This is a genomic window from Micromonospora sp. NPDC047521 (assembly GCF_055587305.1).
The window spans coordinates 1-15,990 of sequence record NZ_JBVJGN010000018.1 but is presented as its reverse complement, the minus strand read 5'-3'; the positions used below and the strand labels follow the sequence as shown (position 1 = coordinate 15,990).

Genomic DNA, 15,990 nt, shown 5'->3' with positions numbered 1-15,990 from the left:
CTGGGAATGCCTCGGCACCTGCTCGCCCGAACTGCCACCATGGCGTCCAGTCCGTCCAATCGGGAGGCGACGTGGCAATGCACCGACCGAGCCTGTTGATCGGCGCTGCCTCGGCCGTTGTGGGCCTGGCTGTCGTGCTGCTGGTGGCAACCCCGGGATTCGCGGTCACCTGGCCCTGGAGCCCGCCGAGCAATAAGGATCCGCAGACCGTCATGGTCAGAGGCTCTGTCTCGTGCTCGTCGGCGACGAGTCTCTCGGACGGCTTCGGCGGCAGTCCGGCCCTGCTCACGATGACCGATGGCCGCGTCTCCGAGACCCTGCCCTTCCCGTTCAAGTTGCAGCATTCGCGATTCGGATCGATCTACCGCCCGCCCTACTTCACCGGCTACGAATTCAAGGCCACGGTCCCGGCGAAGTCCGACAAGACTACGATCAAGTGGCACCTGGAGTGCCGCGATCAAAACGGCAAAGCCGGGTCCAAACACGACGGCACCTTCAGCGTCGGCCGCAAGGACCTGTCCCGCACCATCTGCTCCTACGGCGGCTTGACCAACCCCTGCAGCGGCGCCGAAATTCGCGACAAGTCGGCCGCCTGCGCTTTCAGTGTCCTGACCGCACGGCTCGACAATGATGCGCTCAGCTTGGCGGTAGTTATCGACGACGCCCAAAATGGCTGGACCCTGCAGGATTATCTGAACACCGCGGGTCTGGCTCATCCGCTGGTCGGCCTGATCGTCGGCTGCGCCCCGATCGTCCTGCCCAACGCCAACCCAGCCCCGACCGTCAAGCCGACGGCGGCCGCCCCGCTACCGACGCTGACCGCGCCGCCGTTGAGGCCGCTGCCGACCACCCAGACTCCGAAGCGGCAGATGCCGCCCCAGGCACCCTCGCCGCCCCCGGCTCCCGCCCAGGTGGCCCTGACCGTCCACAACCTCGCCACCAGAGGTGCTTCCGGCATGGGCGAGGATCCGGTACCGGCCTACCTGACCACCTACCCGGAAAAGTCGTGCAGCAAGAAGGGCTGCAACATCGGCGGAACCGATCGGCGTACGGGCGACACCTACAAGCCGGCCGTCTGTCAGACCCAGGGCCCACGCACCACCAACGGCAACGACTCCGACCCGGCCGACGACACTAATCCGCAGCTGTACACCTCGACCCGGTACTACGGCGTCCAGCTGGACGGCCGTGTCGGCTACATCTCCGAAGTCTGGATCCAGCCCAGCCAGCGAGGCGGTCTCGGTCTGCCCCAGTGTTGACCTGGAGCTGGACTTTCCTTGATCGTTGGCAGCTGATCGACTCGACACGCCGGGTGCCGCCCTGCTGCTGCCACCGATCGCCGCTTTGGTGCTCCCGCGCCGGAAGCCTGGCGGACCATCGTCGGTCAGGCTTGCCGGCGCGGAGAAATCGTCAATCCTGCGGCTGGTCCAGCTCGCCGGTGGCGGCCAGGTGCTGGTACCAGTGGGCGCTGTCCTTCCAGGTGCGGACCTGGGTGTCGTAGTCGACGCGGATGATCCCGAAGCGGCGGTCGTAGCCGTAGCCCCACTCGAAGTTGTCCAGCAGCGACCAGACGAAGTAGCCACGGACGTCCGCGCCCTGCGCCCGGGCGTCGGCCATCGCGCCGATGTGCCGGCGCAGGTAGTCGATGCGCCGGTCATCGTGGATCCGGCCGTCGGCCGACACCACGTCGTCGAAGGCTGCGCCGTTCTCGGTGATCATCATCGGCTGGCTCGGGTACTCCCGGTGCAGGCGCAGCAGCAGCTCGGTCAGGGCCGGCGGGTCGATGTTCCACCCCATGGCCGTGTACGGGCCGGGCTGCGGCAGGAAGTCGACGTGCTCGGCGGCGACCCAGGGCGTCGAGGTGGAGGCGCCGTGCCCGTCCGCGTCGGAACGCGCCGACACCCCGTCCCAGGCCCGGACGAGGGTGCTGGAGTAGTAGTTCACTCCGAGCACGTCAAGCGGCACCGCGATCAGCTTCTCGTCGCCCTCGCGGACGAACGACCAGTCGGTGACCGACGCGGTGTCGGCGAGCAGGTCGGCCGGGTACTCCCCGTCCAGCATCGGGCCGAGGAACGCCCGGTTGGCCAGGGCGTCGATCCGCCGTACCGCATCGTGGTCCGCCTCGGAGTCCGAGGCCGGCCGGATGACGTGCAGGTTCAGCGTCGCCGACAGCTCGGCGGCGGGCGCCACCTCCCGCACCACGCGCCCGGCCAGGCCGTGGGCGAGGTTGAGGTGGTGCACCGCGGCCAGCGCCGCCGCCGGTTCGGTCCGGCCCGGCGCGTGTACGCCGGAGGCGTAGCCCAGGTACGCGGAGCACCACGGCTCGTTGAGCGTGGTCCAGGTGTGCACGCGGTCGCCCAGCGCGCCCACGATGCCGGCCGCGTACTCCTGGAAGCGCAGCGCCGTGTCCCGTACCGCCCAGCCGCCGGCGTTCTCCAGCTCCTGCGGCAGGTCCCAGTGGTACATGGTGGCCACCGGGCGGACGCCCCGCTCCAGCAGCCCGTCCACGAGGCGGGAGTAGAAGTCGATGCCCGCCTGGTTGAACCGGCCCGACCCGCCCGGCTGGACCCGGGGCCAGGAGACGGAGAACCGGTACGCGCCCAGACCCAGCTCGGCGATGTGGTCCAGGTCCTGCTGCCACAGGTGGTAGTGGTCGGCGGCCACGTCACCGGTGTCACCGTTGAGCGTCCGCCCGGGTGTGTGGCTGTACGTGTCCCAGATGGACGGTCCACGGCCGTCCTCGGTCGCGGCGCCCTCGATCTGGTACGCGGCGGTCGCCGACCCCCACAGGAAGCTCTCCGGGAAGTGGTGTTGCGTCATCGTTCTGTCCCCTGGATCTCGCAGATGTAGCCCGTCGAGGCGCCGGTGACCAGTTCGGCGCTGGCCGCCACACCGTCGTAGCGCACCTCGAACTCGGCGCCCGGACCGTGCCCGGGAGACGGTACCCGCACCCGGGTCCGCTGCCCTCGCGCCGGTGCGTAGAGCCGCAGCCGCACGTCGTCCGCCCACTCGTAGTCCGGTCGGTCGGTGCGGGAGCCGAACGGGATGACCGCGCCGGGGCGGGCGAGCACCGGCAGGCTGTCGTACCCGTGCTTCTCGGTCACCCACGCCGGCCCGGTGACCTGCGCGCCGGTGAGCAGGTGCGTCCACGTGCCGGCGGGCACGTAGTAGGTGACCTCCCCGTCGGCGCTGAGCACCGGCGCGACCAGCACGTCGGAGCCGAGCATGTACTGCCGGTCCAGGTACGCGGTGGCCGGGTCGTCCGGGAACTCCACGATCATCGGGCGCATCATCGGCGTACCGTCACGGTGCGCCTCCTGGGCGGCGGCCGCGAGGTACGGCATCAGGCTGAGCTTGAGGTGCGTGAACTGCCGCAGCACGTCCACGGCCTCGTCGTCGAACTCCCACGGCACCCGGTACGAGCCGGAGCCGTGCAGCCGGGAGTGCGAGGAGAGCAGCCCGAACGCGACCCACCGCTTGAACACGGCCGGGTCGGGGGTGCCCTCGAAACCGCCGATGTCGTGGCTCCAGTAGCCGAAACCGGACGCCGCCAGGGACAGCCCGCCGCGCAGCGACTCGGCCATCGCGACGAACGTCGACTCGCAGTCGCCGCCCCAGTGCACCGGGAACTGCTGCCCGCCGGCGGTGGCCGAGCGGGCGAACAGCACCGCCTCGCCCTTCCCACGCTCGGACTCCAGCAGCTCGAAGACCGCCTTGTTGTAGAGGTACGAGTAGTAGTTGTGCATCCGCTGCGGGTCCGAGCCGTCGTGCCAGACCACGTCGGTCGGGATCCGCTCGCCGAAGTCGGTCTTGAAGCAGTCGACGCCCATGTCCAGCAGCGCCTTGAGCTTGCCGGTGAACCAGCGCACGGCGTCCGGGTTGGTGAAGTCGACGAGCGCCATGCCGGCCTGCCACTTGTCCCACTGCCAGACCGAGCCGTCCGGGTTGCGGACCAGGTAGCCGGCCTCGCGGCCCTCCTCGAACAGGTAGGAGCGCTGCGCGATGTACGGGTTGATCCAGACGCACACCTTCAGGTCGCGCTCGTGCAGCCGGCGCAGCATCCCCTCCGGGTCGGGGAAGGTCGCCGGGTCCCAGACGAAGTCGACCCAGTGGAACTGGCGCATCCAGAAGCAGTCGAAGTGGAACACCGACAGCGGCAGCCCCCGCTCGGCCATCCCGTCGACGAACTCGGTAACCGTCTTCTCGTCGTACGAGGTGGTGAACGACGTGGACAGCCACAGCCCGTACGACCAGGCGGGCACCCGGGCGGGGCGGCCGGTCAGCGCCGTGTAGCGGCGCAGCACCTCCTTCGGGGTGGGCCCGTCGATGACGTAGTAGGTGAGGGTCTGCCCCTCGACGCTGAACTGGGTCTGGGCGACGACCTCCGAGCCGACCTCGAACGACACGTGCTCCGGGTGGTCGACGAACACCCCGTAGCCGGCGCTGCTGAGGTAGAACGGCACGTTCTTGTACGCCTGCTCGCTTGCCGTGCCGCCGTCGGCGTTCCAGATGTCGACTGTCTGACCGTTCTTGACGAACGGGCCGAAGCGTTCGCCCAGCCCGTACACCGTCTCGCCGACGCCCAGCGCGAGCCGCTCGTGGACGTGCCGGCGGCCCTCGGCGTCGGTGACGACGCCGATGCTGCGCCCGGTGGACGCGGTGATGAGCCGGTCGCCGTGCAGGAACTCGACCCGCCAGCCGTCGATGAGCGCGACGCGTGCGGTGAGGTCACCTGTGGTCAGTGACGCGCTGAGGCCCGTGACGTCAACGGTGACCGGGTGCGCGTCGTCGGTGGTCAACCCGAAGTGCGGCTCGCGGGGCAGCCCGCCGGTGTGGTGGGCGATGGTGACCCCGACGACGCCGGGGGCGGGGGTGAAGAACCGGACGGTGACGACGGGCCGGTTGAGGGTGTCGCCGCGTCCGGTGATCCGACCGGCCGGCGCGAAGACGGTGAATCCGCGGTCGTCCGGCTGGACCGACTCGACGGTGCCGGGTCGCAGGACACTGACACCGGGGCGCAGTTGCCAGTACCCGTCGGTGAACTTCACTTCTCGGCTCCTGCCGTGATGCCGCGCGCGAGGGTGCGCTGGAAGATGAGGAAGAAGAGGATGGCCGGCACCAGGCTGATCAGCGCGCCGGCGTTCGTGGTCGGAGCGTCCATCAGGCGGTCACCCTGCAACGACGCGAGCGCGACCGGGATGGTCTGCGTCTGGTTGTCGATGAGCATGACCAGCGGGATGAGGAACTCGTTCCAGGTCCAGATGAAGAAGAAGATGAGCAGCACGGCGAGGGTGGGTCGCAGGTTGGGGAAGACCACCCGCCACAGCACGGTCCACTTGCCGGCGCCGTCGAGCGCGGCGGCCTCCAGCAGCGAGCGCGGGAACGTCCCCATGACCGAGGCCAGCAGGTACGTGCCGAACGCGCTCTGGATCACGGTGAAGATGATGATCACCGAGAGTTGGGTGTTGTAGAGGCCGATCTCCTTCGCCACGTAGTACAGCGGGTAGATCAGCGCCTCCTGCGGCAGCATGTTGGCCAGCAGGAACAGCCCGACGATCCAGAGCCGTCCACGGACCCGCCCGATGCCCAGCGCGTACGCGTTGAGCAGGGAGACGGCCACGCCGAGGACCGCCACGGAACCGGCGATGAGCGTGGAGTTCCAGAGCTTGAGCGGGAAGTTCACCGTGGTCCAGTACGTGCGCAGACCCTTGGTGTAGAACTCGTCAGGCCAGCTCAGTGGCCCGCCCGAGGAGTAGTCGCCGGGTGACTTGAACGCGTTGAGCAGCATGAACGCGAACGGCACGAGCATGACGAGCGCGCCGACGGTGACCAGGGCGAGCACCACCCAGCGGCTCGCGCCGCGGTGGTGCCGGTCGCGGACCGGCCGGCCGGCCGGCGCGGGCGTTTCGGTGATCATGACAGCCATCTCAGAACCCCCGGTCGCGGCGCTCGCTGCGGGCCTGCATCCAGATGAAGAGCACTGCCACCAGCACGATGATCACCGTGAGCACCGTGGAGATCGCGGAACCGTAGCCGACCTGGAGCTTCTTGAAGAATGTGTAGTAGGCGAAGTACGACGGCACGTTCGTGGCGTTCTCCGGGCCGCCCCGGGTCAGGGCGAAGATCGGCCCGAACACCTTCAGCGCGGCGATGGTGCAGGTCAGGGCCACCACGAAGGTCTCCGGCCGGATCTGCGGCAGGGTGATGGCCCGGAACCGGTGCAGCCAGTTCGCGCCGTCGACCTCGGCCGCCTCGTACAGCTCGGGGTCGACCCGTTGCAGCGCCGCCATGAAGACGACAACGGGGTAGCCGATCTGCACCCAGATCATCACGGCCATCACCGCCGGCAGCGCGGTGCCCGGGTCGCCGAGCCAGTCGTGACGCAGCGCGCCCAGGCCGACCGCGTCGAGCAGGCTGTTGAACGCGCCGTCGGGGCGCAGGATCCAGCCCCAGACGATGCCGGCCACCACGACGGGCAGCACCTGCGGGAGGTAGAACGCGGCCCGCAGCGCGGCGGCCGTGCGGGGCTTGAAGCGGCGGCCGATGACGTCGAAGAGCACCGCGGCGAGCAGCAGCCCGAGCGCCGTGGGGACCACGACCATCGCGATGATCATCGCGACGGTGTTGCGGAACGACGCCCAGAACACGTCGTCGTGCAGGAGTTGCCGGTAGTTGTCCAGGCCCACGAACGTCGGGTCGCCGATCCCCGACCACTTGGTCAGCGACAGGTAGCCGGTGCCGACCAGCGGCGCGCCGATGACCAGGATGAACAGCACCGCTCCGGGGAGCAGATAGAGCCAGTACGCCGCGTTGCGGCCGCGAGGTCGGCGGCGGGGCGGGGGCGGGGTGGAAGTCGCCGCCGCGGGTGTGGCGGCGACGGTCTCGGAGACTGCCATGGAAGATCCTTCCCGGCGGGGCGGGCGGGCGCGCCGGTCGTACCTGTCGCGCCCGCCGCTCGCCGTGTCACTTGCCGGTGATCTCCTTGACGCCATCGGCGTACGGCTTGGCGATCGTGTCGAGCACCTGGTCCGGGGTCTTGGACCCGTTGATCAGACCCTGGAAACCGCCGACCAACACGTCGTAGTAGCCGGGCACCGGCCAGTCCGGGTAGAAGGCCAGACCGTCCTGCTTGCTTACCGTGTTGAAGTCCTCGATCAGCTTGCGGTCCTTCGCGTCGCTGATCTTCGCGGGGTCACCGGCGACCGGGACACCACCGTTGTTGCCGATCAGATCCTGGATCTCCGGACGCAGGGTGATGTCGATGAAGTCGTACGCCAGGCTCTTGGCCTTGCTGTTCGCCGGGACCACCCAGAGGTTGCCCGACGAGCCGGCGTGCAGGGTGTTGCCCGGGAAGAGGAACGTGTCCCAGTTGGCCTTCATCTCGGTCTTGAACCGGCCGTACCACCAGCTGCCCGAGACGATCATCGGCGTCTTGCCGGCGATGAAGGCCGTGCCCATGTCCTCGGCCTTGAGGCTCGCCGAGTCCTTGGCGACGTAGCCCTTGCGCACCCAGTCGGCGAAGGTGTCCGCGCCGTACTTGAGCGGGTCGGCCTTGAAGTCGACAGGGTTCTTGTAGAGCTGGTAGTTGTCGACGAACTGCCTGTCGGCCTTGGACAGGGCCAACTGGTAGAAGAGCTGCCCGGCCGGGTACTCGGCGCCGGCCATCCCCAGCGGGGTGACGCCCTTGCCGACGAACGTGTCCATCGCGGCGGTCATCTCGGCCATGCTTGTCGGCACCTTGACCCCGTTGCGCTCGAACAGGTCCTTGTTGTAGTAGACAGTGACGTACTCGCCGTAGTTGGGCACGCCGAACCAGTTGCCCGAACCCATCACGCCCTTGTCGCTGTACCTGGCGGTGGTCTGCAGGCTGGGGCTGAGCTTGTCGGCCCAGCCGCGCTTGTCGGCCTCGGCGCTCAAATCGGTGAGCAGGCCCTGGGAGGACAGCAGGCCGGCCGTCGCGTTGCCCTTGTTGTACTCCATGATGTCCGGGCCCTCGGACGAGTTGATGATCATGCCGGCGTTCTGCTGGATCTGCTCGAACGCCTTGCGCTCGAAGCGCACCTCGACGCCCGGGTGCTCCGCCTTGAAGATCTCGATGGCCCGGTTCCAGCCGACCCCCATGGCGCTGTTCTCGCTCTCGTAGTGCCAGAGCTTGAGGGTCTTGGCCCCGCTGTCGTCCTCGCTGTCACCACCGCCGCACGCGGCCACGGCGGTCGTCGCGGTCGCCGCCAGGGCGATCGCGGCGACGATCCGGCGGAATCGCTGCATTGCTATCCTCCTCGTTGAGTATCTAGCGGTACCTCGATGAGGCCCGTCGTCGCGTTGCAGCGCGGCGGCGGGCTGTTTTCACTTGTCGGCCCCCATGAGCTGGCGGGTCCGTGGTACGGCGGTCGAGCCCCGGATCTCCAGCGCGCACGGCAGCAGTTGCTGGTGGCGCGCGCCGCCGGGACCGTCCAGGTGGCGCAGCAGCGCCTCGATCGCGATCCGGCCCAGCGCCGACCCGGGGGACGTCATAGCGGTCAGCGCCGGGGTGGCCAGTTCGGCGACCTGCGGTGAGGTGACCATCGAGACGACCGAGACGTCGTCGGGCACCGACAGCCCGCGCCCGGTCAGCTCGCCGAGGATGCCGAAGATCGCGGTCTCGTTCATGGCCAGCACCGCGGTCAGCTCCGGCGCCTGCGCGAACGCGGCGGCGAGGGCGGCCCGCCCGCCCGCGGCGCTGTCCTCGGCGGCGATCATCACCGGCTCCAGGCCGTGGTCGGTCATCGCCGAGACGAAGGCGTCCCGGGTACGCAGCGCGGGGCCGTAGCCGGTGGCCAGCGTGGCGGCGGAGTGGTTGACGTAGACGATCCGTCGATGCCCCAGGCCGACCAGGTGCCCGACGGCCTCCCGCACGGTCTGCTCGAAGTCGATGTCGACGTAGGAGAGCCCGCTGGTGTCGCCGGTGCGCCCGATCAGGACCAGCGGCACGTCCGCCTCCTGGAGCACGGTGACCCGCTCGTCGGCGAGCTGCACCTCCATCAGCACGACACCGTCGAGCATCCGCTGGGTGGCGAGCCGGCGCAGGTCGTCGAGGTCACCGCCGCCGACCGGGGAGAGCACCAGGTGGTAGCCGGCGGCGCTGGCCGCGGCGGCGGCGCCGGTGACGAAGGCCGTCTCGGTGGCGCCCAGGCCACGCTCGTCCATCGGCATCAGCAGGCCCAGGATCCGGCTGCGCCGGCTGGCCAGGCCGCGGGCCATCGCGTTGGGCTGGTAGTGCAGCTCCTCCATGGCGGCGAGCACCTTGTCCCGGGTGGCCTGGGAGATCGGGCGGGCGCCGGTGAGCACGTACGACACGGTGCTGACCGAGACCCGGGCGAGGCGGGCGACGTCGTGCATGGTGGCCACGCGCACCTCCTCCGGCCAGGCGTGGGACCGCTCCCGAATCTGCGTCGAAGCGTTTCGACGAAGCGGTTCGACAGGACGCTAGGCCACCCGTTACGGGGACGTCAATAGCCGATGTCGAAAAGAAGTCGTAGCGCTCGCACCCGGCGTCCCGGGCAGGGTCGGGGCGCGATCCCGGGGGCGCGGCCTGGTGACGCGTCGTCAGCGCAGGTCGAACAGGTCCACGGCGCTGTCCCAGCAGACCGCCCGCAGCCAGTCGTCGCCGAGGTCGAGCCGGACCAGTCCGGTCAGCTGGTCGGCGTACGGGTAGGGGATGTTGGGGAAGTCGCTGCCCAGCAGCACCTTGCCGGCCAGACCCAGCTCGCGTAGCCGGGGCAGCTCGTCGGCGGGGAACGGAACGAACCGGTCGAAGAACGGGGTGAACGCCATAGTCGTGTCCAACCGGACCCGCTCGTACGCCTCCGCCAGGTCGAGGAACGCCCGGTAGTCGGGGGCCCCGAGGTGGGCCACCACGGCGCTCAGTCGGGGGTGACGGGCGAGCAGGGCGGCGAACGGGTCCGGCCCGGTGTGCGTGGTCCCCACCGGGGCGTGCCCGGCGTGCACCACCACCGGCACCGCCGCGTCGGCAAGCAACCCCCAGACCGGATCCAACAGCGGATCCGTCGGCGCGAACCCACCCACCTGAAGGTGCACCTTGAACAGTCGGGCGCCGTCGGCGAGGGCCGCCCCGACGTACCCGACGGCGTCCGGCTCGGGGAAGAACGTGGCCGAGGCCAGGCAGCCCGTGGTGTCCCGGGCGAACTCCAGCGTCCATCGGTTGAGGTCCGCCGCCATGCCCGGCCGGTGCGCGTACGCCAGGGCGCTGAACGCCCGCACGCCGAGCCGGCGCAGGTGCGCGACCCGCTCGGTGTCGCTCCACCGGTAGCGGATCGGCCACTCGGTGCCGACCAGGGGACCGGCCGCGTCGAAGTACGCCCACACCCGGCGCAGCAGGCGCGGCGGCAGGAAGTGCACGTGCACGTCGGCGAGCCCCGGCAGCCCCAGCGTCCGCCAGATGTCAGGCACCTGCCGGTCGGCCTCGGGCGGGGACTGCTCCGCCGGTCCGGTCATATCTCGATGTTGAACCGTTGCAGCACCGAGGGCGCGATCAGGCCGGTGGTGGCGAGCACCGCCACGACGGTCAGCACGGCACGCAGCACGACAACCTCGGCCTTGCTGCCGGTACGCAGGGCGATGCTGTTCGGCAGGCCGATCATCGTCCACATGCGCCGCTTGATCGGGATGGGCCACAGGATCGGCACGCCCGCTCGGGTGATCATGTCGCCGAGGATGTGCACGAAGCAGCCCACCCCCAGGGCCGTGCCGATCAGGGGATAGCCGCGCCCGCCCGGGAGGTTCGCGAAGGTGAACCAGGCCGCCCCCGCCGACGCGAGAGTGATGATCACCCAGCCGGCCCGCTCGGCCCACTCGTCGAACAACCCGCGCAGGGCCAGGCCGAACATGAAGAACAGGATGGTGATCACCGCCCACTTGCCGTACGCGGCGCACAGCGCGGTGGTGCCCCACCCGACGAGGACCGTGAACGGGAGCGTGTGGGTGAGCGTCCGGTGCCCGTTGTTGCGGCGTGGATCCTTGCTGAGTTTCGTGGCGTAGTAGACCCCGAGGGAGATCTTCTCCATCACCTCGGCAGCGAAGAGCGAGAAGACCCCGAAGGTACGGGCCACGGTGGCCCCGCCCTGGTTCCTTGTCACCTTGCCCGACATGTCGAGGTCGGGAAAGAGGGCGCCACCCGCGCAGACCGCGGTGCCCACCGCCAACGCGAGCGGTGACTGGTGGTAGTCGGCGAACTGGTCCAGCGCCCAGGACCCGGCCAGCCACACCGCCGCGCCGGACAGCGCGTGCGACGGTCCCATCATCTCGGCTCACCCTCCCCAGGGATCTTGAGCGCCCAAAACTACGCCACTGTAGTCAGCGCCGGCGCCGCAGGGGCATCACCCGGACGATCCACAGAGGACTGTGTCAGAGAGCGGGGGTGAAGCTCTGCCGGATCATCGGCAAGTATGCCGCGTTGACCTGCCAGTCGAACTCTTTTGTCAACCACGAGACGGTGTAGGAACGACCGGCCGACGTGTTGGCCAGCAGGCGAAAACTGTGCACCTGCTCGCCCACCGCGTTCTCCCAGCCGCACTCCCACACGGCCCCGCCCTCGAAGATGTCCATCGCCGAGATGTCCACCATGCGGTAGCCCGGCAACGCGTCGCCACGGGTGAGCCGAGCCTCCTCGGCCTTCCAGTACGCCAGCGGGTCGTCCCGCGGCGGCCCCGCCTCGACGCTGAGCACCCGGGCCCCGTCGGCCTCGCGGAAGCAGGTCGCCGCACCCTCGTTCCAGCGCGCCCAGCCCACCGGCGCGGCGATCCGGAACCCGGTCGGGTCGTCATGCCAGGTCCAGCCCTCACGCAGCCCGTACCGCCCGTCGGCGGCCGGCGACGACGACACCACAGGAGTCGCCGTCGGGGGAGGAGGCGTCGAGCAGGCGAACGCGGCCGGCCGGGCGGTGGCCGCGCCGCCCCCGGAGCCGGACGGCGGTGTCCGCTCGGTGTCCCGGGTCGCCAGCACCACCGTGACGCCACAGGCGATGGCCAGCGCGCTTGCCGCGCCCGCCAGGCCGATGAGCAGTCGACGCCGGCCGGCGGGCCGGGGGGCCGGCCGGGCGGTCGGCGGCGCGGGACCGCCGAGCGGGCCGAGGGGGGTCTGGGCCAGGTTCCGGCTCGCGCTGCGCACCGCCGCCACCGCCGAGGAGGGGGCCGTCCCGGCGGCGGGCTCGTCAGGGTCGGCCGCTGCCCGGCGCAGCAACGGCTCCGCCTCGGCGGCGGTCAACCGCCGCCAGGGATCACGCTGCAACAGACCGGTCAGGACCGGTCGCAGCGGCCCGGCCCGACGCATCGGATCCGGTGGTTCGGTGGCCAGCGCGCTGAGCGTGGCCATCGCGCTCGACCGGGCGTACGGCGACTGCCCCTCCACTGTCGCGTACAGCGTCGCGCCCAGCGACCACAGGTCGGTACGCGGATCCGACACCCCTTCGCGGGCCCGCTCCGGGGCGACGAACTGCGGTGAGCCGAGCACAGTTCCCGGACCGGTCATCGACCCGTCACCACCGTCGAAGGTGGCCAGCCCGAAGTCGGTGAGCACCACCCGCCCGTCGTCGGCCACCAGCACGTTGTGCGGCTTCACGTCGCGGTGCAGCACCCCGGCGGCGTGCGCGGCCCGCAGGGCGGCGAGCACCGCCAACCCGATCCGGGCGGTACGTTGCGGACTCAGGGGCCCCTCGACGCCGAGGATCTGCTGCACCGAGCGGGACGGCACGTACTCCATCACGATCCAGGGGCTCTCCCGGTCGTGCACGACGTCGTAGATCCGGACCACGTTCGGGTGGTTGAGCCGGGCGGCGGTACGCGCCTCGCGCAGCGTCCGCAGCCGCACCTGCTCACGCTCGGCCTCGGCCAGCCAGGACGGCGGCACGACCTCCTTCACCGCGACGTCGCGGTGCAGCATCTCGTCGCGAGCCAGCCACACCCGACCCATTCCGCCGGTGCCGACCAGGTCGAGCAGCCGGTACCGACCCGCGATCAGCAACTGCTGCACGGTTCGCTCCCCCTCGGTCACCCCGAGTTACACGATAACCACCAAAGCGGGTTTTCTCATCCGCTGACCGGTCTCGGTCCACGCCGGACGGTGGTCGGGATCATGACCATACGGTGCAGGTCAGGGGGGTGGTCGGAAACTGTTTCGGACTGTCGTCCAGTCTCTGCCGGCCCCGATCCAGTCCCTGTCGTCGGTGATCCAACCCAGCGTCCAACGGCCGGCCGTGACGGCCTGTTGCCGGGCGTGCAGCCACGCGCCGTACGGCGCCGACCAGCGGCACTCCCACTCCGCCCCGCCGTCGATCACGGCGAGCCGGATCTCGTCGTACCCCGGCAACGCCCCGGCCCCGGCCGCCGCGTCGCGTGTCGCACGCAGCCGGACCAGCGGATCGGTGCCGTCGCCCGCGGCGACGCTGAAGGCCCGGCCGGTCGCCGGGTCCTGGAAGCAGGCGACCGCGCCGTCGCGGGAGTAGTACCAGGTCGCCGGTACGGAGACCCGGAAGCCTGCGGTGTCGGCGTGCCAGACCCAGCCGGGTGGCGGCCGGAGCCGTTCGCCGGGCAGCGGCGCGCCGGCCAGCACCGGCGCGCCTGTCACGTGCGGTCGGACACATTCGAACGGTGGCGGGGGCACGTCCCCCCGCCCCACCGGCGGCGGGTCGGGCCGGTCGGGGCCGCGACCCGGGCCGCCCGGCCCGTCCGGGGGACGACTCGACGGCGACGCCGCGGGTTGGCCGGCGTTGTCGCGGGGCTCGTCAGCGGTGACGGCCAACGCCGTGCCCACGCCGGCGGCGGCGGCCACCAACAGCGCCACCGCGATCAGCGCGCCGCGCCGACGAGCCGGAGCGGCGGGGGAGACGGGGTCTGCCGGGTCGGTGCCGGACCCGTCGGGCTCGGACAGCGGGATGGTGGCCTCCTGGTCGGCGGCCGGCTCGTCGGCATCGGCGGGCCGGCCGTCGGACGCCGGCTCGTCGAGGGCGGACGCCGCCCGCGGGTCGGGCCCGTCGGACGCCACAGGCGCATCGGTGTGGCCGCCCGCCGCGCTCATGAGCAGCCGGCGGGCCGCTTCGTGGTCGAGACGCTCACGCGGGTCGCGGCTCAACAGGCCGGCGAGCACCGGTGCGAGCGGCCCGGCGTGCGGGGCCGGGTCCGGCGGTCCGGCGGCAAGCGCGCTCAGGGTGGCCATCGCGGTGCTGCGGGCGTACGGGGAGCGGCCCTCGACTGCCGCGTGCAGGGTGGCCCCGAGCGACCACAGGTCGGCGGCCACCGTGGACACCCCCTCGGCGGCCCGCTCCGGGGCGACGTACTGCGGGGAGCCGAGCACCATCCCGGGGCGGGTCATCGCGCCGTCCCCGCCGTCGAAGGTGGCCAGCCCGAAGTCGGTGAGCATCACCCGCCCGTCGTGCGCCATGAGCACGTTCTGCGGCTTGATGTCGCGGTGCAGCACCCCGGCCGTGTGCGCGGCGTGCAGCGCGCCGAGCAGCGCCAGGCCGATCTGGGCCGCCGGGGCCGGCTCCAGCGGACCCTCGACGTCCAGGACGTCCTGCAGGGTGCGCGACGGGACGTACTCCATCACGATCCAGGGGCTGTCCTCGACCGGCACGACGTCGTACAGCCGCACCACGGCGGGGTGAACGAGCCGGGCCGCCGCCCGCGCCTCCCGCAGGGTGCGCGAGCGCAGCTCCGCCCGCTCGTGGTCGGCCAGCCAGCTCGGCGGCACGACCTCCTTGACCGCGACCTCGCGGTGCAGCATCTCGTCGCGGGCCCGCCACACCCGACCCATGCCCCCGCGACCGACCAGGTCGAGCAGCCGGTACCGACCAGCGATCAGCACCTGCGCACGCTCCTCCTCAGCCGCTGTCCGGGCTACACCCTAACCAGCGGATCGGAAGTCACCTATAGGTCATCTGACGTAACCTCAGCAGGCGGCGTGGTCGACGGCGGCGAGCAGATTGCCCTCCGGAATGGCGATCCGGGTACGTCCGCCGGCCAGCCGGGCGGCGGCACGCCGGGCCTGGAGAGGGCCGTGCTCCCGGCGGGCGCCGGCGTAGCTGGCGGCGGTGCGCGCCGCGATCGTGGCCCAGCCGTACCGTTCGCCGACCATGGTGCGCGCCCGGCGGGCCACCCGACGGGCGAAGATCTCGTCGCCGAGGAGCTGACCGACCGCACCGGCGAGCGCGTCCGGGTCGCTGTGCGGGAACGTCACACCCGTCACGCCGGGCTCGACGATCTCGGCGAGGCCGCCCGTGCGGGCCACGGCGAGGGGCGCGCCGGCCGCCGCCGCCTCCAGCGCCACCATGCCGAACGGCTCGTAGAGGCTGGGCACCACAGTCGCGTCGGTGGCGCCGAGCACGGCGGGCAGTTGGGTGGCGTCGAGGAAACCGGTGAAGCGGACCGTCGAGCTGAGCGCCAGGCGGCGGGCCTGCGCCTCCAGTTCGGCGCGGTAAGGGCCGTCGCCCGCGATCACCACCCGCAGCCCGGGGTGCTCCTCGCGCAGCCGGGGCACCGCGTGCACGAGGTGCTGGACGCCCTTCTCGTAGACCAGCCGCCCGGCGTACCCCACCAGCGGGCCGCTGCCGGCGAACCGGGCGCGGGCCGAGGCGACCGCGCGCGGACGTGCCCGCCAGGCGCGGTCGTCGACACCGTTGGGCACCACGTCGACAAGCGCGGCCGGCAGGTCGAACAGGGTGGTGACCTGGTCGCGCATGTACCCCGAGCAGGTGATCACGCGGGTGGACGAGCCGCTGAGCCAGTGTTCGACGCCGTGGATGGTGCGGTTCATCTCCTCGGGCAGCCAGCCCTGGTGCCGGCCGGCCTCGGTGGCGTGGATGGTGGTGACCAGTGGCAGGTCGAGGTGCTCGGCGAGGGTGACGGCGGTGTGGGCGACGAGCCAGTCGTGGGCGTGGATGACGTCGTACGTGCCGGCTTCGGTGGCGCGCAGGGCGGTGCGGGTGAGGGTGTGGTTGAA

Annotated in this window: 12 protein-coding genes; 1 reads left to right on the top strand and 11 read right to left on the bottom strand. The window is 71.1% G+C overall.

What is annotated here, in order from left to right; all coding sequences use genetic code 11:
• The first annotated feature begins 71 nt into the window (after positions 1 to 71).
• Complete coding sequence (locus ACZ6N8_RS27925) at positions 72 to 1,259, top strand: hypothetical protein (RefSeq protein WP_466013631.1); 1,188 nt, start codon at positions 72 to 74, stop codon at positions 1,257 to 1,259.
• A gap of 151 nt (positions 1,260 to 1,410) precedes the next feature.
• Here the strand turns inward: ACZ6N8_RS27925 and ACZ6N8_RS27920 are convergent, their stop codons facing one another.
• The 11 genes from ACZ6N8_RS27920 to ACZ6N8_RS27870 form a co-directional block, all read right to left on the bottom strand.
• The gene (locus tag ACZ6N8_RS27920) at positions 1,411 to 2,820 is read right to left on the bottom strand and encodes a GH1 family beta-glucosidase (protein ID WP_466013629.1); all 1,410 of its coding nucleotides are present in this window, start codon (positions 2,818 to 2,820) and stop codon (positions 1,411 to 1,413) included.
• Positions 2,817 to 5,048 (bottom strand): alpha-xylosidase, encoded by a 2,232-nt coding sequence (gene yicI, locus ACZ6N8_RS27915; protein ID WP_466013626.1) that lies wholly within the window; start codon positions 5,046 to 5,048, stop codon positions 2,817 to 2,819. The genes ACZ6N8_RS27920 and yicI overlap by 4 nt, the downstream gene beginning before the upstream one ends.
• Positions 5,045 to 5,917: a carbohydrate ABC transporter permease gene (locus ACZ6N8_RS27910; protein ID WP_466013624.1), complete on the bottom strand. Its 873-nt coding sequence runs from the start codon at positions 5,915 to 5,917 to the stop codon at positions 5,045 to 5,047. Before ACZ6N8_RS27910 ends, yicI begins: the two co-directional genes overlap by 4 nt.
• Positions 5,918 to 5,927: 10 nt before the next feature.
• On the bottom strand, positions 5,928 to 6,896 hold the full coding sequence (locus ACZ6N8_RS27905; protein ID WP_466013622.1) for a carbohydrate ABC transporter permease: 969 nt from the start codon (positions 6,894 to 6,896) through the stop codon (positions 5,928 to 5,930).
• A 67-nt stretch (positions 6,897 to 6,963) separates the two neighbouring features.
• Positions 6,964 to 8,268, bottom strand: a complete 1,305-nt coding sequence (locus ACZ6N8_RS27900) for an ABC transporter substrate-binding protein (protein WP_466013620.1) — start codon at positions 8,266 to 8,268, stop codon at positions 6,964 to 6,966.
• 78 nt (positions 8,269 to 8,346) lie between these two features.
• Positions 8,347 to 9,378 (bottom strand): LacI family DNA-binding transcriptional regulator, encoded by a 1,032-nt coding sequence (locus ACZ6N8_RS27895; RefSeq protein ID WP_466013734.1) that lies wholly within the window; start codon positions 9,376 to 9,378, stop codon positions 8,347 to 8,349.
• 207 nt (positions 9,379 to 9,585) lie between these two features.
• A complete protein-coding gene (locus ACZ6N8_RS27890) occupies positions 9,586 to 10,494 on the bottom strand; it encodes an amidohydrolase family protein (RefSeq protein WP_466013619.1) in 909 nt (302 codons plus the stop codon).
• Complete coding sequence (locus ACZ6N8_RS27885) at positions 10,491 to 11,300, bottom strand: metal-dependent hydrolase (protein ID WP_139585151.1); 810 nt, start codon at positions 11,298 to 11,300, stop codon at positions 10,491 to 10,493. Before ACZ6N8_RS27885 ends, ACZ6N8_RS27890 begins: the two co-directional genes overlap by 4 nt.
• 103 nt (positions 11,301 to 11,403) lie before the next feature.
• Positions 11,404 to 13,026 carry a serine/threonine-protein kinase gene (locus ACZ6N8_RS27880; protein WP_466013617.1) on the bottom strand — a complete coding sequence of 541 codons (1,623 nt, stop codon included), beginning with the start codon at positions 13,024 to 13,026 and terminating at the stop codon, positions 11,404 to 11,406.
• Between the two features lie 120 nt (positions 13,027 to 13,146).
• Positions 13,147 to 14,856, bottom strand: a complete 1,710-nt coding sequence (locus tag ACZ6N8_RS27875) for a serine/threonine-protein kinase (RefSeq protein WP_466013615.1) — start codon at positions 14,854 to 14,856, stop codon at positions 13,147 to 13,149.
• A gap of 84 nt (positions 14,857 to 14,940) precedes the next feature.
• Positions 14,941 to 15,990 (bottom strand): glycosyltransferase family 4 protein (locus tag ACZ6N8_RS27870; protein WP_466013613.1); only part of this gene is annotated, 1,050 nt, incomplete at its 5' end.

Coding starts and splice junctions, on each gene's coding strand:
- ACZ6N8_RS27920 (WP_466013629.1), bottom strand. CDS start 2,820: ATGACGCAACACCACTTCCCGGAGAGCTTCCTGTGGGGGTCGGCGACC.
- ACZ6N8_RS27910 (WP_466013624.1), bottom strand. CDS start 5,917: ATGATCACCGAAACGCCCGCGCCGGCCGGCCGGCCGGTCCGCGACCGG.
- ACZ6N8_RS27905 (WP_466013622.1), bottom strand. CDS start 6,896: ATGGCAGTCTCCGAGACCGTCGCCGCCACACCCGCGGCGGCGACTTCC.
- ACZ6N8_RS27900 (WP_466013620.1), bottom strand. CDS start 8,268: ATGCAGCGATTCCGCCGGATCGTCGCCGCGATCGCCCTGGCGGCGACC.
- ACZ6N8_RS27895 (WP_466013734.1), bottom strand. CDS start 9,378: ATGCACGACGTCGCCCGCCTCGCCCGGGTCTCGGTCAGCACCGTGTCG.
- ACZ6N8_RS27890 (WP_466013619.1), bottom strand. CDS start 10,494: ATGACCGGACCGGCGGAGCAGTCCCCGCCCGAGGCCGACCGGCAGGTG.
- ACZ6N8_RS27885 (WP_139585151.1), bottom strand. CDS start 11,300: ATGATGGGACCGTCGCACGCGCTGTCCGGCGCGGCGGTGTGGCTGGCC.